Source organism: Brevibacterium sp. 'Marine', from assembly GCF_012844365.1.
Classification (GTDB): domain Bacteria; phylum Actinomycetota; class Actinomycetes; order Actinomycetales; family Brevibacteriaceae; genus Brevibacterium.
In genome coordinates this window covers 3,027,931-3,048,736 of record NZ_CP051626.1, presented here as the reverse complement: position 1 = coordinate 3,048,736, position 20,806 = coordinate 3,027,931, and the positions used below count along the sequence as shown (strand labels likewise).

General features: G+C 66.5%; 17 protein-coding genes. 11 read left to right on the top strand and 6 right to left on the bottom strand.

All coding sequences use genetic code 11. The features are described from left to right. The first annotated feature begins 113 nt into the window (after positions 1 to 113). From rsmA to HF684_RS13690, 3 genes are read left to right on the top strand one after another with little or no spacing between them, the layout of a single operon-like run. A complete protein-coding gene (gene rsmA / locus HF684_RS13700) occupies positions 114 to 1,043 on the top strand; it encodes a 16S rRNA (adenine(1518)-N(6)/adenine(1519)-N(6))-dimethyltransferase RsmA (protein WP_169252907.1) in 930 nt (309 codons plus the stop codon). After that, complete coding sequence (locus HF684_RS13695; protein ID WP_248278947.1) at positions 1,040 to 1,987, top strand: 4-(cytidine 5'-diphospho)-2-C-methyl-D-erythritol kinase; 948 nt, start codon at positions 1,040 to 1,042, stop codon at positions 1,985 to 1,987. The genes rsmA and HF684_RS13695 overlap by 4 nt, the downstream gene beginning before the upstream one ends. Positions 1,988 to 1,989: 2 nt before the next feature. Continuing rightward, the gene (locus tag HF684_RS13690; protein ID WP_169252906.1) at positions 1,990 to 2,763 is read left to right on the top strand and encodes an FCD domain-containing protein; all 774 of its coding nucleotides are present in this window, start codon (positions 1,990 to 1,992) and stop codon (positions 2,761 to 2,763) included. An 89-nt stretch (positions 2,764 to 2,852) separates the two neighbouring features. On the opposite strand, the gene HF684_RS13685 is transcribed toward HF684_RS13690, so the two are convergent. Beyond that, positions 2,853 to 4,256 carry a GntP family permease gene (locus tag HF684_RS13685; protein WP_169252905.1) on the bottom strand — a complete coding sequence of 468 codons (1,404 nt, stop codon included), beginning with the start codon at positions 4,254 to 4,256 and terminating at the stop codon, positions 2,853 to 2,855. 50 nt (positions 4,257 to 4,306) lie between these two features. Next, a complete protein-coding gene (locus tag HF684_RS13680) occupies positions 4,307 to 4,819 on the bottom strand; it encodes a gluconokinase (RefSeq protein WP_025779484.1) in 513 nt (170 codons plus the stop codon). 125 nt (positions 4,820 to 4,944) lie between these two features. Between HF684_RS13680 and gndA the strand changes: the two genes are divergently transcribed. Further along, on the top strand, positions 4,945 to 6,387 hold the full coding sequence (gene gndA, locus HF684_RS13675) for an NADP-dependent phosphogluconate dehydrogenase (RefSeq protein ID WP_169252904.1): 1,443 nt from the start codon (positions 4,945 to 4,947) through the stop codon (positions 6,385 to 6,387). 135 nt (positions 6,388 to 6,522) lie between these two features. Then, positions 6,523 to 7,665, top strand: coding sequence for an aminotransferase class V-fold PLP-dependent enzyme (locus HF684_RS13670; protein ID WP_169252903.1), 1,143 nt, complete (start codon positions 6,523 to 6,525; stop codon positions 7,663 to 7,665). Between the two features lie 329 nt (positions 7,666 to 7,994). Here HF684_RS13670 and HF684_RS13665 read toward each other — a convergent pair whose 3' ends face one another. The 4 genes from HF684_RS13665 to HF684_RS13650 form a co-directional block, all read right to left on the bottom strand. Next, entirely contained in the window at positions 7,995 to 9,044 is a 1,050-nt protein-coding gene (locus HF684_RS13665) for a homocysteine S-methyltransferase family protein (protein WP_169252902.1), read from the bottom strand. A 210-nt stretch (positions 9,045 to 9,254) separates the two neighbouring features. After that, a complete protein-coding gene (locus HF684_RS13660) occupies positions 9,255 to 10,658 on the bottom strand; it encodes an acyltransferase family protein (protein ID WP_211167998.1) in 1,404 nt (467 codons plus the stop codon). A gap of 113 nt (positions 10,659 to 10,771) precedes the next feature. Then, the gene (locus HF684_RS13655) at positions 10,772 to 11,122 is read right to left on the bottom strand and encodes a TraR/DksA C4-type zinc finger protein (protein WP_169252901.1); all 351 of its coding nucleotides are present in this window, start codon (positions 11,120 to 11,122) and stop codon (positions 10,772 to 10,774) included. A gap of 64 nt (positions 11,123 to 11,186) precedes the next feature. After that, on the bottom strand, positions 11,187 to 13,043 hold the full coding sequence (locus HF684_RS13650; protein WP_169252900.1) for an ABC-F family ATP-binding cassette domain-containing protein: 1,857 nt from the start codon (positions 13,041 to 13,043) through the stop codon (positions 11,187 to 11,189). Between the two features lie 363 nt (positions 13,044 to 13,406). Here HF684_RS13650 and HF684_RS13645 point away from each other — a divergent pair, with 363 nt between their 5' ends. From HF684_RS13645 to HF684_RS13620, 6 genes are all read left to right on the top strand, one after another. Beyond that, on the top strand, positions 13,407 to 14,474 hold the full coding sequence (locus HF684_RS13645; RefSeq protein ID WP_248278946.1) for a BMP family ABC transporter substrate-binding protein: 1,068 nt from the start codon (positions 13,407 to 13,409) through the stop codon (positions 14,472 to 14,474). A 74-nt stretch (positions 14,475 to 14,548) separates the two neighbouring features. Further along, positions 14,549 to 16,207: an ABC transporter ATP-binding protein gene (locus HF684_RS13640; RefSeq protein ID WP_169252899.1), complete on the top strand. Its 1,659-nt coding sequence runs from the start codon at positions 14,549 to 14,551 to the stop codon at positions 16,205 to 16,207. After that, positions 16,204 to 17,436, top strand: a complete 1,233-nt coding sequence (locus HF684_RS13635; RefSeq protein WP_169252898.1) for an ABC transporter permease — start codon at positions 16,204 to 16,206, stop codon at positions 17,434 to 17,436. Before HF684_RS13640 ends, HF684_RS13635 begins: the two co-directional genes overlap by 4 nt. Before the next feature lies 1 nt (position 17,437). Continuing rightward, entirely contained in the window at positions 17,438 to 18,721 is a 1,284-nt protein-coding gene (locus HF684_RS13630; RefSeq protein WP_169252897.1) for an ABC transporter permease, read from the top strand. A gap of 99 nt (positions 18,722 to 18,820) precedes the next feature. After that, positions 18,821 to 19,312: a cytidine deaminase gene (locus tag HF684_RS13625; RefSeq protein ID WP_169252896.1), complete on the top strand. Its 492-nt coding sequence runs from the start codon at positions 18,821 to 18,823 to the stop codon at positions 19,310 to 19,312. 109 nt (positions 19,313 to 19,421) lie between these two features. Continuing rightward, complete coding sequence (locus tag HF684_RS13620; protein ID WP_169252895.1) at positions 19,422 to 20,711, top strand: thymidine phosphorylase; 1,290 nt, start codon at positions 19,422 to 19,424, stop codon at positions 20,709 to 20,711. Positions 20,712 to 20,806: the final 95 nt, after the last annotated feature.

Sequence of the window (20,806 nt, the reverse complement as noted above, 5' to 3'; positions counted from 1 at the left end):
GGCTTCACCCTATCGTCTGCGCGGTGGGGTCTTCCCTCGCCGAGGCGGCCCGGCCGAACCGCCGGACCGCCGAGGTGATTGTGACGGCTGGGTGGTGCGGTAAGTTGTTGGCTGTGACGTTACTGACCGCCCGCGATATCCGCGAACTAGCCGCCGACATCGGTCTGCGCCCGACGAAGCAGAAGGGCCAGAACTTCGTCATCGACCCCAATACCGTGCGGTCGATCGTCGCTGCCGCGGGACTTGCGGAGAACTCGAACGTCGTCGAGATCGGTCCGGGTCTCGGTTCGCTCACCCTCGGCCTGCTCGAGGCCGGCCACACCGTCACCGCCGTCGAGATCGACGACCTGCTCGCGCAGAAGCTGCCGAGCACCGTCGACAGGTTCGCCGGCAGTGATGCCCCGTTCCACCTGGTCAACGCCGATGCCCTCCGTGTCACGACGCTGCCCGCGCCGCAGCACACGACCGAACCTGTGGACGATCGGCCCGATGCCGCGAACCACCCCGACGCACTCGTGGCGAACCTGCCCTACAACGTGGCCGTGCCCGTGCTGCTGCACTTCCTCGAGACCTTCCCGAGCCTGACGACCGTCCTCGTCATGGTCCAGCTCGAAGTCGCCGAACGGCTCGCCGCCGCGCCCGGCTCCCGCACCTACGGCGTCCCCAGCGTCAAAGCGCAGTGGTACGGGGATGTGCAGCTGGCGGGCAAGATCGGCAAGAACGTGTTCTGGCCGGCCCCGAACATCGACTCCGGACTCGTGCGCATCGACGTCACCCGCACCGACAGCGACCCGGCGACCCGCAGCCGCCTCTTCACCCTCATCGACTCAGCCTTCGCCCAGCGCCGCAAGACCCTGCGCGCTGCCCTGTCCGACTGGGCCGGCAGCCCCCAGCAATCCGAAGACCTGCTGATCGCGGCCGGAATCGACCCGAAGACCCGCGGCGAGGCCCTCACCGTCTCCGACTTCGAACGCCTCGCCGCCGTGGCCGTCGACGATGACGCCTCCGCACCGGCCCCGCCCACCGAGGATCCCTCACCATGACCGTCCCGCTGCACCCGCGTATGACGATCCCTGCCCCGGTGAAAGTGTGGGCGCCGGGGAAGATCAACATCCACCTCGGTGTGGGCGCGGTCAACGACGGATATCACGAGCTCGCGACCGTGTTCCAAGCGCTCAACCTCGGCGAGACCCTCACCCTCATTCCGGGCGGAACTCGGACGATCATCATCCAGGGCCGCTACGCGGATGCCGCGGTCCCACGCGATGATTCGAACTTCGCCAGACGCGCCGTCGACCTCCTCATCACCGCACTCGAAGACGATCGTGACGTCGCCGTGCTGCGTGACCTCGACATCGTCATCGACAAGCAGGTTCCCGTGGCCGGCGGAATGGGTGGGGGATCGGCCGACGCTGCCGCCGCCCTCGTCGGAGCCGCCCACCTCGTCGGCGGCGTCGACGAGGCGATCCTCCACGAGTGCGCGGTCGCCGTCGGCGCCGACGTCGCGTTCCTCCTGCGCGGGGGCACGGCCATCGGCCACGGTCGCGGGGAGAAGCTGAGCCCCGTGCTCACCCGCGGAACCTTCCACTGGGTGATGGCCACCTCGGCGTCGCCCCTGCCCACCCCGGACGTCTACGCCCGCTTCGACGAACTCAACCCCGACCCGGCGCCTGCGACCGTCCCCGACCGGGTGCTCACGGCGCTCGCCGCCGGTGAGCCGGACACGCTCGCGGAATCCGCGGCGAACGACCTCACCGAGGCGGCTGTGTCCTTCATGCCCGAAATCGCCGAGGTGATGGAGGCCGGCCGGGACGCCGGAGCGCTCCTGCCCCTGCTCAGCGGGTCAGGCCCGACGATCGGCTTCCTCGCCCGCGATGCCCACCATGCCCTTGACCTCGCCGTTCTCCTGCAGGCCACGAGAGGCGTCAACGAAGCGCTGCGCACCACCGGGCCCGCCCCCGGAGCGCACATTGTGGACGGCGGCTGACCGTGGGGGAGAGCAACGGCGCCCCCGCCGAGGCGGCCGGCAGTCCGAAATCGGGGCCGGAGAACCGCAGCAACCTCCATGAGACGCTGCGCGACCAGGTCGGGCAGGACATCGTCGCCGGGCGGCTGGCCGCCGGAACGATCATCAAGGCCGAGGATCTGCGTGCCCGCTACGACGTGTCGCTGTCGGTGGTGCGCGAAGTCGTGCGAGTCCTCGAATCATTGGGAATGCTGCAGCCGATCCGTCGAGTCGGTCTCGTCGTGCTCGCGATGAGCGAATGGATGCTGCTCGACCCGCTCGTCATCCGCTGGAGGATGACCGAGACTCCGGCGCGGCAGCTGCGATCGCTGACCGAACTGCGGGTGGCCATCGAACCCGAAGCGGCCGGACTGGCCGCTCAGCATGCCCCGGCGGACGTCGCCGAGGAGATCATGGGTCTGGCCGCCCGGATGAGGGCGACGGGCAGACAGGGCGATGTCGAAGCGTTCCTCGATGCCGATGTGGCGTTCCACCGGACGGTGCTCGGCGCCGGCGGCAACGAGCTCTTCGCCGCCTTCGACACCGTCATCGGTGAGATCCTCGCCGGGCGCACCGGGGCGGGGCTGATGCCGAAGTTCCCGCATCCGGATGCCCTGCAATGGCATTTCGACGTCGCCGACGCCATCGGCGGGCAGGACCCGGCCCGGGCGAAGGACGCGATGGCGAAGATCGTGGCCAAGGCCGATGCGGAGATGGGCAGCGTCTGGGCCGACGAACCCCGGCACACCGGACACTGACGAAACCGACGCCTGGTTCGAGAGGCCCGTCGCATGGTCCGAGGCGCCCGTCGACTGGTCCGAGGCGCCCGTGCGGCCGAGAACCTGTCCTAGAACAGGCTGACGATTCCGTAGAGGACCAGGCTGAGCAGGAATCCGACGGTGCCCAGCAGCGTCTCCGCAACGGTCCAGGTCTTCAGCGTCGTCTTCGTGTCCATGCCGAAGAAGCGGGAGACCAGCCAGAAGCCGGAGTCGTTGACGTGGCTGGCGAAGACCGAACCGGCCGCCAGCGACAGCACGATCGCGACGACCTGCAGGCTCGAGAAGTCGGGGTTGCCGACGACGATCGGCTGGACGAGAGCCGCCGCGGTCGTCAGCGCCACTGTGGCCGAACCCTGCGCGATGCGCACGATCGCGGCGATGACGAATCCGGCGACGATGACGGGCAGGCCGAGGGCGGCAAGTGATTCGGCCAGCGAATCGCCGATGCCGCTGGCACGCAGGACTCCGCCGAACATGCCGCCGGCGCCGGTGATGAGGATGATCGAGCACACCGGGCCGAGCGCGGAGTCGACGACGGTCTCGATGAGCGACTGGCCCTTCTTCTGCTTCCAGCCGAGCAGCCACATGGCCATGATGACGGTGATGAGCAGGGCGATCGGGGTCTCTCCGAGCAGTCGCAGGGAGCTGATGAACACCGATTCGACATCGACCCACTCGGCTTCACCGGCGAAGTTCAGCCCGGTGTTGAGGAAGATGAGCACGAGCGGCAGGACGAGGAGGAAGATGACGTGGCCGAGCTTCGGGCGCGAGGAGAAGTCGGCATAGGTGTCGTCCTTCCCTGCCGAGAGGACCGACGGGACCGCGACGTCGATGCGTCGGCCGATGATGAGCCCGAACAGGTACCCGGTGAGGTACCAGGCCGGGATGGCGACGACGAGTCCGCAGATGAGGACGAGTCCGACGTTCGCGCCGAGCAGTCCGGAGGCCGCGACCGGGCCGGGGTGCGGGGGCACGAAGATGTGCATGGCGGAGAACGCCATGGCCGCGGGCATCGCGTAGAGCAGCAGAGATCCACCGAGGCGGCGCGCGATCGTGAAGATGATCGGCAGCATGACGACGAGGCCGGCGTCGAAGAAGATCGGGAAGCCGAAGAGCAGTGAGGTCACACCGAGGGCGAACGGTGCTCGCTTCTCACCGAAGAGGCGGATGAGGGCATCGGTGAGCACCTCGGCGCCGCCGGAGAGTTCGAGCATCCGCCCGAGCATCGCACCGAGGCCCACGAGCAGGGCCACGCTGGCCAGGGTCGACCCGAAACCGTCGTAGAGGACGTCGATGAGGTCGCCGGGCATGATTCCGGCGGCCAGCGCCGTGATCACTGAGACGATGACGAGGGCGATGAAGGCATGGACGCGTGCCTTGATGATGAGCAGGAGCAGCACGGCGATGGCCGCGGCTGCGAGACCCAGCAGGGCCGGGGTCGACAGAGTCCAGGCCAGTTCGAGTTCGGTCATTGTTCCTCTTCCTTGAGGTCAGGTGGATGGACGGACGGTGGACGGGGTGATCATGCGCTCATCCGCTTCACGGATGCGAGGATCGCACCCAGGACATCGGGGATCGACTGGTCGACGTCGACGGTGGCGTGAGCTTCCTCGGCAGCGAGCGGTTCGAGGGTGGCCAGCTGCGAGTCGAGCAGGTCGGGGGACATGAACTCATGGTCGCGGCGGGCCAGATGGTCGGCGATGACCTCTCGAGGACCGTCGAGGTGGATGAAGACGAGCTCGGGTGCGGACCTGCGCAGCAGGTCACGGTAGGTGCGCTTGAGTGCGGAGCAGGCGATGACGGGAGCCGGGGTGCGGGCGGCTTCGAGTGCGACACTGTCGAGCCAGGGGGCCCGATCCTCATCCGTGAGCGGCACCCCGGAGCCCATCTTCGCTTTGTTCGCCGCGGAGTGCAGATCGTCGGCGTCGACGAATCGACGGTCGAGGGCGTGCGCCACCTGCGCGCCGAGGACGGTTTTGCCGGTTCCCGAGACACCCATGATGACGAGCGGTGGAAGGAAAGGGCTGTGACCCATAACCGAAACCTCTCGATAAAATATGAAGAAATATCTACAATCAGTTATTAAAACAGATTTATTGCACCGTAGTGCTGGCAGGAAGCGACTGTCAACACTGCAGATCACAGGGAAGAGGAATGCTCATGAAGGCCGATGTCGCAGTGATCGGAACCGGTGTGATGGGATCGAATCTCGCCCGCAATCTCGCCCGTCAGTCCGGCCACCGTGTGGCCGTCTACGACCGGGACGTCGAACGCGCCCAGAGCCTGGCGCAGGACTTCCCCGAGGCCGATTTCATCGTCGCCTCCGACCCGGCCGACCTGGCCGCGAAGCTCGCCGAACCGCGGGTGGCGATCCTCATGGTCAACGCCGGAAGAGCCACGGATTCGGCGATCGGCGACCTCGCCGAGGCGTTCGCACCGGGTGACATCATCGTCGACGGCGGCAATTCCCACTTCCGGGACACGATCGACCGTGGGGTCCGACTCGAGGGCACCGGCATCGAGTTCGCCGGGGTCGGCATCTCCGGGGGAGAGGTCGGCGCTCTGCTCGGACCTTCCCTCATGGTCGGCGGATCGGAGACCGCATGGCAGCGTCTGCGCCCCCTGCTCGAACCCATCGCGGCACGGGCCGGAGATGAGGCCTGCGTCGACCACATCGGCACCGACGGGGCCGGGCATTTCGTCAAGATGGTCCACAACGGCATCGAATACGCCGATATGCAGCTCATCAGCGAGGCCTTCGCCCTCCTGCGCGACGGCCTGGGGATGACGCCGGCCGAGATCGCCGAGGTCTTCGCCGACTGGAACACCGGAGAGCTCGAGTCCTACCTCATCGAGATCACCGCCGACGTCCTCGCCCACGTCGACGAGGCGACGGGCCGGCCGTTCGTCGATATCGTCGCCGATGCGGCGAAGGCCAAGGGCACGGGTGCGTGGACAGCGCAGGTCGGGCTGGATCTCGGGGTTCCGGTGCCCACCATCGCCGAGGCGGTCTTCTCCCGGTCGCTGTCATCCGCGCTCGATCTGCGCGCTCAGGGGCTCCGGCTGGCCGGTCCCCGTCCCGGCGCGGAACCGTCGTCGCTGCCCGGCCACGAGCGGACGGCTCGCATCGACGAGATCGGTCGGGCGCTGCTGCTCGGCAAGGTCATGGCCTACGTGCAGGGCTTCCACGAGATCTCTGCCGGGGCTGCCGAACACGGCTGGGACATCGACCTCGGGCGCCTCGCTGGGATCTGGCGGGCCGGATGCATCATCCGGGCCCGACTGCTCGATCGCATCGTCGGGGCCTTCGATTCCCCGGCCCCTCCAGAGATCCTGCTGGCTGCCGAGTTCGTCCGCGAGGTTGCCGAGGGCTGCCAGGAATCCCTGCGTTCGACGGTCGTCCAGGCTATCGGTGGCGGCATCGCCGTCCCCGGACTGGCCTCGACGTTGTCCTACTTCGACGGACTGCGCTCCGAGGCGGGCAGCGCCGCTCTCATCCAGGCCCAGCGCGACCGCTTCGGTTCGCACACCTATGCGCGCACCGACCGTCCCGGGACCTTCCACACCCTGTGGTCGGGGGATCGCAGCGAAGTCGAGCTCTGAGCCGATCGAGCTCCGAACGGTCGGCCGCCTCGGTGACAGTCGACCGGAACGACGGGGCCGCCTCGGTGTCGGTCGAACTGATCTCACTCATCGACTGTGGTGGCCCGGATGTCGGACTGTCGATATGTTAGAGCCATGACTTTGCCACACGAAGATGTTGACCCAGACGGCCTGCTCGAATACTCGGTGGTCTTCACCGACCGATCGCTCAACCATATGTCGCAGCGATTCGTGTCCGTGATGCAGGAGATCAACCGGATCCTGCGCTCGGCCTACGATGCCGATTCCGCAGCCATCGTCCCCGGCGGCGGCAGCTACGCCATGGAATCCGTGGCCCGCCAGGTGGCCACCGGCAAGAAGGCGCTGATCGTGCGCAACGGTCTGTTCTCCTTCCGCTGGTCGCAGATCCTCGATGCCGGAGCCATCGCCTCGGAGACGACCGTGCTCAAGGCCTCCCCGGACAGCGCCGAGCACCAGTCGCCGTGGTCACCGGCTCCCATCGCCGAGGTGGTCGCCGCCATCGAGCGCGAGAAGCCCGCTGTCGTGTTCGCTCCCCACGTCGAAACCGCCTCGGGAATGGTCCTGCCCGATGACTACGTCCGCCAGGTTTCCGAGGCCGTGCATTCGGTCGGCGGAATCTTCGTTCTCGACTGCATCGCCTCGGGTGCGGTGTGGGCATCGATGACCGATCTCGGTGTCGATGTGCTCATCTCCGCCCCTCAGAAGGGCTGGAGCGGATCGCCGTGCGCCGGATACGTCATGCTCAGCAAGGCCGGCCGTGCCGCCGTCGAGGCGACGACGTCGACGAGCTTCGCGATGGATCTGAAGAAGTGGCTGTTCATCGCCGACGAATACGAAGCCGGTCGTGCGCCGTACCATGCGACGATGCCCACCGACGCTCTGGCGCACAACGCCAAGCTCATGGCCGAGAGCGAGGAGCGCGGCTTCGACAAGCTCGCCGCCGCGCAGGCCGAGCTCGGACAGCGCGTGCGCGCGGTCTTCGCCGCTCGTGGACTGCCCTCGGTGGCGTCGGACGAGTTCGCCTCGCCGAGCGTGGTCGTCGTCCACACCGACAACCCGCAGCTCGCCACCGGCGCCGGCTTCAAGGAGGTCGGCGTGCAGATCGCCGCCGGCGTGCCGCTGCAGTGCGATGAGCCCGAGGATTTCTCGAGTTTCCGCATCGGCCTGTTCGGTCTCGACAAGCTCGGCGACATCGACGGCACGATCGCTCGCCTCGAGGCCGCTCTCGACTCGATCGGCGTGACCGCCGAAGCCTGAGCGCTCACGGGCGATCCCGCGCGGTCGCCAAGCATCGCGCACCGTAACCGGCACTGCCTACAGGCGGAACGCCGGGAAGCATCACGCACCGACAGCGTCACTGCCTACCGGTAGTCGCAGCACATACAGTCAGCGCCATATCCTCCCGTTGCAACGAGGGGCTATGGCGCTGACTGTATGTGGTCGCCCTGACGGTGAGGGATGCTCGGCACCCTCGTTCGCCTAGCTGTGAGCGATGCTCCCGAGTCTCACCCGTCTCTGGGCGCGGAAGTCGGCTGCGGTCCCGCGGCACGCGTGAGTGCCGCGCACCAGCCGCAGACGGACGGGCGTCAGGCGGAGTCTCCGAGGGCGACGACGTTGTCGGCGAGCCGTTCGTTGCTGCCGTACATGAAGTGGTTGGCCATGTTCTCGGAGAACCGGCTGGCTTCTGTGGTCAGCCCGACCGCCTCGGCGACCTCGCGGATGTGCATCGGGGTGGCGCCGCAGCACACGCCGATGTAGTTGACGCCCAGGTCGTAGGCCTCCTTCGCGAACGCACCGATCTCGTAGCGGTTGGTCTGCAGGGGATCGAGGGCGGTGGGGAACGTGCGCCCGTGCGGGGAGGCCACCTCGGCGCGGGGGTCGGAGAGGTTGAAGAAGGTCGGCTCGTCCTCCGTGGTGCGGTAGGGGATCGGCAGGGCGCCGACGTGACAGGACACGGCTGCTCGGATCTCCTTGAGCCACGGCAGCATCGTCGCGGGACCGCGGAAGCAGTTGAGGCCGACGACATCGACGCCGAGCTGCTCGAGGCGCTGCGCGGTCTCGACGATCCCGACCCCGTCGGCCATCTCCTGGAAGGCCATCGGCGCCAGTGTGAGTACGACGGGCAGGCCGCTGGCCTTGGCGATCTCGGCGGCAGCGATGGCCTCACCGGCGAAGTAGAAGGTCTCGCCGATGATGAGGTCGGCACCTTCCTCGACCGCCCAGCCGACCATTTCGGCGAACATGGCCCGCACTTCGGCCTGCTTGGACTCATCGGCAGGGTCCCAGATGTTCGAGTTCGAGATGTTGCCGGCCATGAAGTTCCCGGGCTTCGCGTCGGCGACGGACCGGGCGATCTGCAGGGCGGCGCGGTTGAGCGGCTCGAGCAGATCCTCCTTGCCGATCACGCGCATCTTCTCGCGGTGGCCGTTGTAGGTGAAGGCCTCGACGATGTCGGAGCCGGCCCGCTGGAAGTCGACGTGGAGGGAGCGCAGGGCATCGGGGAATTCGAGGGCCACCTCGGGGACGAACTCGCCTGCGGACAGGTATCCGCGTTTCTCGAGCTCGAACAGGAAGCCTTCCGCGCAGATCACGGGGCCGGCATCGAGGCGTTGGGTCAGTGCGTTGGTCGCGGTCATGGTTGCTCTCCGATTCGATGATGTGGTCGAGCCCGGGCGAGCGGCCCGAACCTGGGTATCACACCATCGATCGGCGCAGCGACGTCCGTCACATCGACATAAATCGTCGCCGATCGCCATGAAAGGACACAACCTTCGCCGAGACGGCCCGAGGTCCCGAAGACGGATTCGGCTCGGTCGGGGGCAGGAACCGCGGGTGCGGCCCGAGCGTCAGCGGTCGTCGCCGCTGAGGTAGACCGGCAGGCGACGGTAGCGCATTGCCCGTTGGGCGGCTCCGGCGGGAACTTCCTGAGTGGTTTCGTAGGTGGCGTTGTTCTGCGGAACCTCGTGCGAACCCGGCAGCGGGTACGGCTCGCCCGCAGCCGGTGCCGGCGAGGCGAAGGACTGCTGCTGGCCCGGCTGCTGTTCGTAGCCGGGGGAGTGCTGGTAGCCGACTCCGGGCAGCGGCTGCAGGCCGAGTCCCTGCCGGTCCGGTCCGTCGCCCTCGCTGTAGGAGTTGCCGGGGTGATGAGCGTCGCCGGGGTAGCCGGCGTCTCCACGGCGACCACGTCCGCCGCGACCTCGCTCTCCGCGACCTCGCTCTCCGCGACCTCGCCCGCCGCGCCGGTCGGAATCCTCCGGTCGCAGGAACGGGAACGGTTTGAGCAGCAGGCCCGTGACGGTCGACGACCACCAGCGCAGGGCGCGTTCGAAGGGCCCCCAGGACAGCACGCCCGTCCACACCACGGCCAGGGCCACGCAGATGAGGAGGACGACGGCGTCGTGGAGGACGGTGCGGCTGTCGTCGAGGACCGGCTGCAGGCCGCGGACGACGAAGCCGTGGAGAATGTATACAGCCAGGCTGTGCTTGCCGATCGTGGCGAGCGTGTCCTTCGTGTTCGACAGCCAGGTCAGCAGCGCCAATGTCAGCAGCACCGCTCCGAGGTCGACGATGAGACGCAGGCCCACGCCTTCGGGAACGCTGACGCCGAAGTGGGCGAAGTTGAGGCTGCCGTAGAGCCAGTTGTGATCGACCTGGTCGAGGTAGAAGTATCCGACTGCTGCGAGTGCGGCGACGCTGAGGCCGAGTTTCTGCCAGATCGCAAGGCTGCCCGCCCAGCCGATGATCTGCTTGCCGTAGAGCTTGCCGATGACGAAGAACGGCCAGAACGCCATCGTCCGAGCCGCGGAGAGTTCGGTGTCGAGGATCGGCAGCAGTCCGCCGAAGAGCCCGACGACGAGCGAGGCGACGAGCATCGTGCGTGGGAAGCGCTCGATGAAGGGGACCGTGATCATCCACCACGCCATCGACAGCAGGAACCACGTGTACCAGAACGGTCTGAGGAAGTCGTAGTCGGGATTGAGCCCGAAGATCCACATCCACCCCCACATGAGCGGCAGCACCGTGGCGAGGAGAACGAAGTAGGTGAGCACCCGCTCGGCCAGCTTGTTCGACTTCGCCGTGATTCCGGCGAGGAAGACGAACGCCGGCATGTGGAACATGTAGATGAAGTACATCGGTGCGCCCAGGATCGGCGACTCCCACGGAGAGGTTCGAGCGAGAAGGTGGCCCAAAACCACCAGGAAGATCAGTATTCCCTTGGCGCGGTCGATGCGATAGTCCCGTGTTGACACGCCGATACACTACCGCACCCGGCAGGCTTTGGGGAAAGATCACACCATCGCCGAGGTGGTCGCCCGGTCATGTGGGACGCTGGCCCCGCGTGTGCGACCGGGGATGGAGACGACTAGCCGCGGGCGGCGCAGTCCACGCACGTCGCCGCGTAGGGGCGGGCCTCCAGCCGCGCCTCCGCGATGGGTCTGCCGCAGTCGATGCAGGTTCCGAACGTGCCCGCGGCGAGGCGGTCGAATGCCTCGGCGATCTCATCGAGGCGGCCCTCGGACTGTTCGAGCAGGGTCGCGGCCTGCGACCGTTCGAAGGCCAGCGTCGCCCCTTCCGGATCGTGTTCGTCGTCGCTGTTGTCACCGTCGCGGGCGGCCGAGACCTCGTCGATACCTTGGGTCAGGCGGCCGATGAGCGCCTGCGTCTCCGCCCGCTCATCCTCGAGCCGCTCTCGCATCTGCGCTTCGTCGATCATCGTCGTCTCCTCGGCTTCGACTGGTCCGTCGTCCGGCGTTATCGTCGTTCGTCGCCTCGAACCCTCAGGCTTCCAGCGCCTCGGACGCTTCGAGCCAGCGCATCTCGAGCTCGTCGAGTTCGTCCTGGGACTGACGGATCGCTGCCGTGAGCTCGGCCAGTCCTTCGAAGTCGGTCTGGTCGTGGGCGGCCATCTCCTCGTGCTTCTGCGCGATCTGAGTGTTCAGCTTGTCCATCCGCCGTTCGATCGCGGACACTTCCTTCTTCGCCGCTCGTGCTTCCGCACCGGACAGTTTCGGAGCCGATGAGGATCCCTCGCTCGCCGAGGCGGCCCCACCGGAACCGTCCCCGCCGGATCCCGTCGCGGCCCCGTTCGAACCGCCGGAAGCCCTGTTCGAACCGGCAGCGCCGCGACGTTCCTGTTCGGCACGCAGCCGCAGATACTCTTCGACACCGCCGGGAACATGGCGCAGACCGTTGTCGAGGATCGCGTACTGCTGATCGGTGACCCGCTCCAACAGGTACCGGTCGTGGGAGACGACGATGAGAGTGCCCGGCCAGGAATCGAGGAGATCCTCCATCGCCGCGAGCATGTCGGAGTCGACGTCGTTCGTCGGCTCGTCGAGGATGATGACATTGGGTTCGGCCATGAGCAGCAGCAGAAGCTGAAGTCGGCGCTTCTGCCCGCCGGAGAGCTCCTTGACCCTGGCGGACAGATGCTCCTTCGCGAAGCCGAGCCGTTCGAGCAGCTGGGCCGGAGTGAAGTCCTTGCCTTCGATGGTGAACGAGGTCTTCGACTCGGCGAGAACCTCGCGGACACGGGAGTCGGCGATGCGGGCCAGATCCTTGAACTGCTGATCGAGCACACCGATCTGCACGGTCTTGCCGCGCTTGACCCGTCCGGCATCGGGGTCGATCTCTCCCGAGATCAGACCCAGCAGGGTCGACTTTCCGGCGCCGTTGGGGCCGAGGATGCCGGTGCGTTCGCCGGGACCGATGCGCCAGGTGACATCGTCGAGGATCGTCGTCTCACCGAAGTGCTTGGACACGTCGAGCAGATCGACGACGTCCTTGCCCAGGCGGGCCGTGGCCATCTTCTTCAGCTCGATCGGATTGCGGACCTCGGGCACGTCGGCGATGAGCTGGTTGGCCGCCTCGATGCGGAACTTCGGCTTCGACGTTCGGGCGGGAGCGCCGCGTCGCAGCCACGCGAGTTCCTTGCGCATGAGATTCTGTCGCTTCGCCTCGGTGGCGGCCGCGATCCGGTCGCGTTCGACGCGTTGGAGGACGTACGCGGCATAACCGCCTTCGAAGGGCTCGACGATGCGGTCGTGGACCTCCCAGGTCTTCGTGCACACCTCGTCGAGGAACCACCGGTCGTGGGTGACCAGGAGCAGGGCTCCGGCGTTCTTCGGCCACCGGCCGCGCACATGCTTCGCCAACCACGCGATGCCGTCGACGTCGAGATGGTTCGTCGGCTCGTCGAGGATGAGCATGTCCCAATCGCCGATGAGCAGCGCAGCCAGAGCCACTCGGCGGCGCTGACCACCGGAGAGCGAGGAGATCTGCGCATCCCAATCGAGATCGGCGATGAGACCGGAGATGATGTCACGGGCCTGCGGATCGGCGGCCCATTCGTGATCGGCGGCATCGCCGACGACGGAGAAGCCCACGGTCGCTTCGTCATCGAGGTCATCGCGCTGGCCGAGCATTCCCAGACGCAGACCGCCGCGATAGGTCACGCGTCCGGAATCGGGTTCGATGGTGCCGGCGAGCATGCCGAGCAGACTCGACTTGCCGTCGCCGTTGCGGCCGACGATGCCGATCATGTCACCGGACTCGACACCGAGGGTGACCGAGTCGAAGACGACGCGCGTGGGGTATTCGAGGTGGAGGGCTTCTGCCCCGAGGAGATGTGCCATAGCGCTCCCTAGCCTAGTTCACGATGGGCGGGCCCCTGCTCCCGCCGGGTGTCTGCCTCTATGCGCCCGCGGAGTGTCCGATCCTGCGTCGGTCGGCTGTCTCCGCGCCACGGTCGACTGTCTCAAAGATGGAGGTCTGCGAGTTCGCATTGCGGACCGAAATCGGCCGTCCGTGACGGAATATTTCTTTTTCATATCGGTGTCCGTGATTGAGGTGCTAGCGGAGCCGCTGAAACGACTTCATTGCATTAGACTGACCGAAACTCATCAAAATATGACAGTTCGTCCAGTGGTTTCACATTTTCGGTAGGGGCAGACAGGGCCCTCATCCGTGTGCACTGTCTGTATCAGAAAAGAGAAAACGTGAAGAAGCTCGCTTCAGCGGTGTCGATGATCGCCGCATCCGCCCTCGTCCTCTCGGCCTGCGGTTCAGGCGAAGGAGGCGAATCCGGTTCGGATTACCTCGCCTGCATGGTCTCCGACTCCGGCGGTTGGGACGACCAGTCCTTCAACCAGTCCGGTCGGGAGGGCATGGAGAACGCGAAGAAGAACCTGGGAATCGAAGAGAAGCTCGCCGAATCGCAGGGCGACGCGGACTTCGGGCCGAACGTCGACAACATGGTGCAGCAGGGCTGCAACCTCACCTTCGGCGTCGGATTCCTCCTCGAGGACACGATCCAGGAAGCCGCCGAAGCGAACCCGGACCTCAACTTCGCGCTCATCGACTCCACATTCTCCGACGCCGACGGCAAGCCGGTGACGATCGACAACGCCAAGGCAGTCGTCTTCAACACCGCCGAGGCCGCGTACCTGGCCGGCTATGTTGCGGCCGCGACCTCGGAGTCGGGCAAGGTCGGCACCTTCGGCGGCATCCAGATTCCGTCGGTGACGATCTTCATGGACGGCTTCGCCGACGGCGTGGACAAGTTCAACGAGGACAACAAGAAGGACGTCAAGCTGCTGGGCTGGAACAAGGAGAAGCAGGACGGCTCGTTCTCCGGTGACTTCGAGAACCAGGGACAGGGTCAGGAGCTGACCAAGCAGCTCATCTCGCAGGGCGCCGACGTCATCATGCCCGTGGCCGGACCCGTCGGCCTCGGTGCCGCAGCGGCGGCGAAGGAAGCCGGCGACGTCAACCTCGTGTGGGTCGACTCCGATGGCTACGAGTCGACCGAATACGGCGACATCATCCTCACCTCGGTGGTCAAGCAGATCTCGCAGGCCGTCGAAGACACCATCAAGGAAGGCACCGAGGACAACTTCTCCAATGAGCCCTACGTCGGCACGCTCGAGAACGAAGGCGTGGGCCTCGCTCCGTACCACGACTTCGAGGACAAGGTTCCCGAAGACGTGAAGAAGGACGTCGAGGAGCTGAAGAAGCAGATCATCGACGGCAGCCTCGTCGTCGAGTCGGAGAGCACACCGAAGTAAGCTCGTCGGTTAAACTGCAGGGCCGAGTTCTTTCGGCCCTGCAGTTTTCAAGTTTGTGAGGAGAACCGGAAGCAGTGAAACTCGAGCTTCGCGGGATGACCAAGGTGTTCGGATCGTTCGTGGCCAATGACCACATCGATCTCACCATCCAGCCGGGCGAGATCCACGCCCTGCTCGGTGAGAACGGCGCCGGCAAATCCACCATGATGAACGTCCTCTACGGACTCTACGACGCCGATGGGGGAGAGATCCTCATCGACGACGAGCCGGTGAAGTTCTCCGGCCCGGGCGATGCCGTGGCCGCGGGAATCGGCATGGTCCACCAGCACTTCATGCTCGTGCCCGTGTTCACCGTCGCCGAATCCGTGGCGCTGGGCTACGAACCGACGAAGAGCCTCGGACTCCTCGACATCAACGAGGCGCGGAAGAAGGTCAAGGAGATCTCGTCGCGCTTCAACTTCAACATCGACCCCGACGCCCTCATCGAGGACCTGCCGGTCGGCGCCCAGCAGCGGGTGGAGATCATCAAGGCCCTGTCCCGGGACGCCGAGATCCTCATCCTCGACGAGCCCACGGCCGTGCTGACCCCGCAGGAGACCGACGAACTCATCTCGATCATGCGCCAGCTCAAGGAGCAGGGCACTTCGATCGTGTTCATCACCCACAAACTCCGCGAAGTCCGCGCGATCGCCGACGCGATCACCGTCATCCGCCGCGGCAAGATCGTCGGCGAGGCCTCCCCGGACTCGACCGAGACCGAACTGGCCAGCCAGATGGTCGGCCGCGCCGTGTCCCTGACGACCGAGAAGGACGCCGCCGATCCGGGCGACGCCACCTTCCAGGTCCGCGGACTCACCGTCGTCGACAAGGCCGAGAACGTCGTCGTCGACGACGTGTCCTTCGACGTCCGTCGGGGGGAGATCCTCGCCGTCGCCGGTGTCCAGGGCAACGGGCAGACCGAACTGGCCGAGACGATCATCGGCGTGACCGAACCCCGCCTGGGCTCGATCACCCTCGACGGCAAAGACCTCATCGGGAAGTCGGTGAAGGGCCGCCTCGGTGCCGGCATCGGATTCGTTCCCGAGGATCGGTCGACCGACGGCATCATCGCGGAGTTCGCCATCCGCGAGAACATGATCCTCGACGTCTACGACCGTGAGCCCTATGCCAAGGGCCTCAATCTCAAACCGAAGGTCATCACGGAGGAGGCGAAGAAGAAGGTCGACGAGTTCGACATCCGCCTCGGCAGCGTGGTCGACCCGATCGCGACCCTGTCGGGAGGCAACCAGCAGAAGGTGGTGCTCTCCCGCGAGCTCGGTCGTGACCTGCGACTGTTCATCGCCAGCCAGCCCACTCGCGGACTCGACGTCGGATCGATCGAGTTCGTGCACAAGCGCGTCATCGCCGAACGCGATTCCGGAACTCCCTGCATCATCGTCTCGACCGAACTCGACGAGGTCTACGGCCTCGCCGATCGCATCGCCGTGATGTACGCCGGACGCATCGTCGGCATCGTGGGACCCGAGACCTCTCGTGAGGCACTGGGCCTGATGATGGCCGGCGTTCCCGCCGACGAAGCCCTCGAAGCCACGGCCGGCAGCACGAGCACCGATGGAGCCGCGAACCCGGCAGACGATGCGGAACCGGCCGCCACCTCGGCGGATTCCGCATCCACCGCCACCCCGGCGGACGACGACGACTCAGCCACCACCTCGGCGGAGGAGACCAAATGACGACTGATACCTCACCGGCGGCTCCTTCGGCGGCGCCGCCGCCGGAGTCCGAGGCCGCAGACGGCAAGGAACAGACCCTGCTGCAGCAGATCATGTCGGGATCCTGGCTCGTCTCGCTGCTGGCGATCGTGCTCGCCCTCCTGTTCGGCGGCGTCCTCATCGCCGTGTCGAACGCTGAGGTCGTCGCGGCGGCCGAGAACTTCTTCGCCGCTCCCGGCGATTTCTTCGCCACGCTGTTCCAGACCGTCGGCAACGCCTATTCGGCGCTGTTCCGCGGGGCGGTCTTCGACTGGGAAGCACGCACCACCGAACGCGCCATCCGGCCCCTGACCGAGTCGATGGTCTCGGGCACCCCGCTCATCCTCACCGGTCTCGGCATCGCCCTGGCCTTCCGCTGCGGTCTGTTCAACATCGGCGGTCAGGGCCAGGTCATCCTCGGCGCGACCATCGCCGGATTCCTCGGCTATGCGCTGCCGCTGCCTCCCGTCGTCCACATGCTCGTCGCCGTCGTCGGCGGCATCATCGGCGGTGCGATCTGGGCCGGCATCGCCGGCGTGCTCAAGGCGCGCACCGGCGCCAACGAGGTCATCGTGACGATCATGCTCAACTCGATCGCCGGCTATGCACTGGGCTACCTGCTCAAGCAGAACTGGTTCACGCACACGAGCTCGGCCAACCCGCAGTCACGTGTCATCGATGACTCCGCGCAGATGTTCCTGCTGCTGCCTGCGCCGTTCCGCCTCCACTTCGGCTTCATCATCGCCATCCTCGCCACGATCTTCGTGTGGTGGCTGCTCGAGCGGTCGACGATCGGCTTCGAGTTCAAGGCCGTCGGTGCGAACCCGCACGCGGCCCGGACCGCCGGCATCTCCGTGTCCAAGGTGACTGTGACGGTCATGATCGTCGCCGGCGCCCTGGCCGGACTCGGCGGTGCCGCCCAGGTGCTCGGCACCGAATACAAACTCACCGGCGGCATCAGCGGGTCGATCGGCTTCGACGCGATCACCGTCGCCCTGCTGGGACGGTCGAAACCGCTGGGGACGTTCCTCGCCGGTCTGCTCTTCGGTGCGTTCAAGGCCGGCGGCTACCTCATGCAGTCCCAGACCGGTACGCCGATCGACATCGTCCTCGTCGTCCAGTCCGTCATCGTGCTGCTCATCGCGGCCCCGCCCTTGGTGAGGTCGATCTTCCGGTTGCCCACACCGGTGCTCAAGCGGAAGGAGGACTGAGATGACCGCTCAGACCATGGATAAGACACCTTCGACCCAGGTCAAGGCGCTTGCGCCGATCGCCTGGAAGTTCCCGATCGTCTATACGATCCTGGCGCTGGTCTCGCTCATCTTCTTCGGCCTCATCGGCCGTGACGGAGAGACGACCTTCCGCGTGGCCACCGGCGGAGACTTCTTCGCCATCCCCGACTTCGCCGTGTCTTCGACTGCGGCGGGGCTGACGCTGGGCATCCTGCTCGTCATCATGGCCGCCGTGTCGATCTATGTGGCGATCAAGCGCATCGACACGGGCTCCTGGTTCCCGATGCTCTTCGGCGTCATCTTCGTGCTGTCCTTCCTCGCCTGGGCAGGCGGCGGATCCGGCGGCGTGATCCCGCTGACCACGCTGCTCGCCGGTGCCCTGGCACTGTCCGTGCCGCTGATCTTCGGCGCCATGTGCGGACTCGTGGGAGAACGGTCGGGCATCATCAACATCGCCATCGAAGGCCAGCTGCTGGCCGGCGCCTTCCTCGCCGCGGTCGTCGCCTCGGTGGTGAAGAACCCGTACGCGGGCCTGCTCGCCGCCCCCATCGCCGGAGCGCTCGTCGCCGTGGTGCTCACCTTCTTCGCGGTGAAGTACTGGGTCAACCAGATCATCATCGGCGTCGTCCTCAACGTCCTCGTCGTCGGCATCACGAGCTTCCTGTACTCGACGGTGCTCACCCAGGACCCGGGACTGTGGAACTCCCGGCAGAAGCTGCCGAATCTGCCGATCCCGCTGCTGTCGGACATTCCGGTGCTCGGACGGGTGCTGTTCGACCAGAACATCCTCGTCTACATCATGTACGTCGTCGTCATCGCCCTGCAGATCTTCGTCTTCCGATCGAAGTGGGGACTGCGGATGCGCGCCGTCGGTGAGCACCCGAAGGCCGCGGACACCGTCGGCATCAAGGTCAACTTCACCCGCGTGCGCAACACCCTGCTCGCCGGTGCCATCGCCGGTCTCGGCGGTGCCTTCTTCACCGTCGGCTCCGGACTGGCCTTCGGCAAGGAGATGTCGGCCGGACAGGGCTATATCGCCCTGGCCGCGATGATCCTGGGCAAATGGAACCCGAAGGGTGCGCTGCTGGCGGCCCTGCTGTTCGGCTTCTCCAAGAGCCTCGGCAACACTCTGCAGTCCATCGGCACCCCGGTGGCCAACGAGCTGCTGCTCATGCTGCCCTACATCGTCACCGTCTTCGCCGTCGCCGGCTTCGTCGGTCGGGTCCGCCCGCCCGCCGCGGAAGGTGTGCCCTACGTGAAGTGAGTCCCGCCTCGGCGACGGATCGGTCAGCCACCGTCCCCGACGAACCGGCACGACCCCTCGAGCACCCCACAGTCACCACCCGAAGGAAGAGGTCTCCCCATGACTGTCCCCGAACCTCACCCGACCGACCCGGCATGGAGCGAGGAACCCACCCCGGTCGCCCCCGAGGACCTCAGCGAGGGCACGTGGGAGCTGCTGCGGGCCGAAGCGAAGCGGGCGATGACGAAGGCCTATGTGCCTTATTCGAACTACCCTGTCGGAGCGGCCGGTCTCGTCGACGACGGTCGCATCGTCGGCGGCTGCAATATCGAGAACGCCTCGTTCGGGGTGACTCTGTGCGCGGAGTGCTCGCTCGTCTCCGAGATGTTCATGACCGGCGGCGGCCGCCTCGTCGCCTTCGACTGTGTGGACGGGCAGGGCAACACCCTCGTTCCCTGCGGACGGTGCCGGCAGCTGCTGTTCGAACACGGCGGCAACGACCTCGTCATCAACATGCCCAGCGGACGTGCGCCGATGTCCGTGGTCCTGCCCGAGGCGTTCGGCCCCGATCACCTGAGCGCCGAGCGCAGCGACCATACGGCCAAGCACTGACCGATCGTCCCCTCGCCGAGGCGGTCGTGGCCGGAACGAGACCGCAGGGCCTTGAGGGCGACGACCGAGCCGACAACGAAGATTTCGACGACAACGAAGGATTGAGACCGTGAGCGTAGAAGCATTCGACACCGTCGACGTCATCGCCGCCAAACGCGATGGCCGGGCCCTGAGCAAGGAGCAGATCGACTGGGTCATCGACGCCTACACCCGCGGCGCCGTCGCCGACGAACAGATGGCGGCCCTGGCCATGGCGATCTTCATCAACGACATGGCACCGGTTGAGATCGCCCACTGGACGCAGGCGATGATCGACTCCGGTGAGCGCATGGACTTCTCGTCGCTGACCCGACCGACGTCGGACAAGCATTCGACCGGGGGAGTCGGCGACAAGATCACCCTGCCCCTGGCCCCGCTCGTCGCCGTCTTCGACGTGGCCGTCCCGCAGCTCTCCGGCCGCGGTCTCGGCCACACCGGCGGCACCTTGGACAAACTCGAATCGATTCCCGGGTGGCAGGCGGGACTGAGCAACGAGGCGATCGTCGCACAGCTTGACGACGTCGGCGCCGTCATCTGCGCGGCGGGATCCGGTCTGGCTCCGGCGGACAAGAAGCTCTACGCACTGCGCGACATCACCTCGACCGTCGACTGCATTCCGCTCATCGCCTCCTCGATCATGTCGAAGAAGATCGCCGAGGGCACCTCCGGGCTCGTCCTCGACGTCAAGGTCGGCTCCGGTGCGTTCATGAAGGATCTGACGAAGGCCCGCACGCTCGCCGAGACGATGGTCGAGCTCGGCAAGGCCGCCGGAGTGAACACCTCGGCGCTGCTGACCGATATGTCCACGCCCTTGGGGCTGACCGTCGGCAATGCCCTCGAGGTCCGCGAATCCGTCGAGGTCCTGGCCGGTGGCGGACCCGCCGACGTCGTCGACCTCACCGTGGCCCTGGCCGAGGAGATGCTGCGCCTGGCGGGCAAGACCGATGTCGACGTCCGCGCCGCCCTGAACGACGGGCGGGCCATGGACAAGTGGAAGCAGATGATCCGCGCCCAACACGGCGACCCGGACGCCGCTCTGCCCGTGGCCGAGCACACCGAAGTCGTCACCGCGACCGATTCCGGGGTGCTCACCTCACTCGATGCGCTCTCGGTGGGAGTCGCCTCGTGGAGGTTGGGTGCCGGGCGGGCGCGGAAGGAAGACCCGGTGCAGGATGTGGCCGGAATTGAACTCCACGCCAAACCCGGGGACACGGTCACGGCCGGACAGCCGCTCATGACACTGCACACGGCCACCCCGGAACGGTTCGACCGGGCGATCGAGGCCCTGGAGGGCGCGGTCGAGATCGGCGGGGACGCCGCCTCGGTGCCGGAGTCGATCGTCTTCGACACGATCACCTGAGTTCGATCACACACCGGCGGGCCTACTGCGCGGCCGCCGACCTCACTACTCTGGAACCACAGCCCGAGAAACTGCACCACTGACGGCACTACTGA

What these genes read in the sequence shown, in the direction of transcription:
- HF684_RS13665 (WP_169252902.1), bottom strand. Translation starts at nt 9,044, where the DNA reads ATGACCGCGACCAACGCACTGACCCAACGCCTCGATGCCGGCCCCGTG.
- HF684_RS13680 (WP_025779484.1), bottom strand. Translation starts at nt 4,819, where the DNA reads ATGGGTCACAGCCCTTTCCTTCCACCGCTCGTCATCATGGGTGTCTCG.
- HF684_RS13625 (WP_169252896.1), top strand. Translation starts at nt 18,821, where the DNA reads ATGACTGTCCCCGAACCTCACCCGACCGACCCGGCATGGAGCGAGGAA.
- HF684_RS13630 (WP_169252897.1), top strand. Translation starts at nt 17,438, where the DNA reads ATGACCGCTCAGACCATGGATAAGACACCTTCGACCCAGGTCAAGGCG.
- HF684_RS13635 (WP_169252898.1), top strand. Translation starts at nt 16,204, where the DNA reads ATGACGACTGATACCTCACCGGCGGCTCCTTCGGCGGCGCCGCCGCCG.
- HF684_RS13695 (WP_248278947.1), top strand. Translation starts at nt 1,040, where the DNA reads ATGACCGTCCCGCTGCACCCGCGTATGACGATCCCTGCCCCGGTGAAA.
- HF684_RS13670 (WP_169252903.1), top strand. Translation starts at nt 6,523, where the DNA reads ATGACTTTGCCACACGAAGATGTTGACCCAGACGGCCTGCTCGAATAC.
- HF684_RS13650 (WP_169252900.1), bottom strand. Translation starts at nt 13,043, where the DNA reads ATGGCACATCTCCTCGGGGCAGAAGCCCTCCACCTCGAATACCCCACG.
- HF684_RS13685 (WP_169252905.1), bottom strand. Translation starts at nt 4,256, where the DNA reads ATGACCGAACTCGAACTGGCCTGGACTCTGTCGACCCCGGCCCTGCTG.
- gndA (WP_169252904.1), top strand. Translation starts at nt 4,945, where the DNA reads ATGAAGGCCGATGTCGCAGTGATCGGAACCGGTGTGATGGGATCGAAT.
- HF684_RS13655 (WP_169252901.1), bottom strand. Translation starts at nt 11,122, where the DNA reads ATGATCGACGAAGCGCAGATGCGAGAGCGGCTCGAGGATGAGCGGGCG.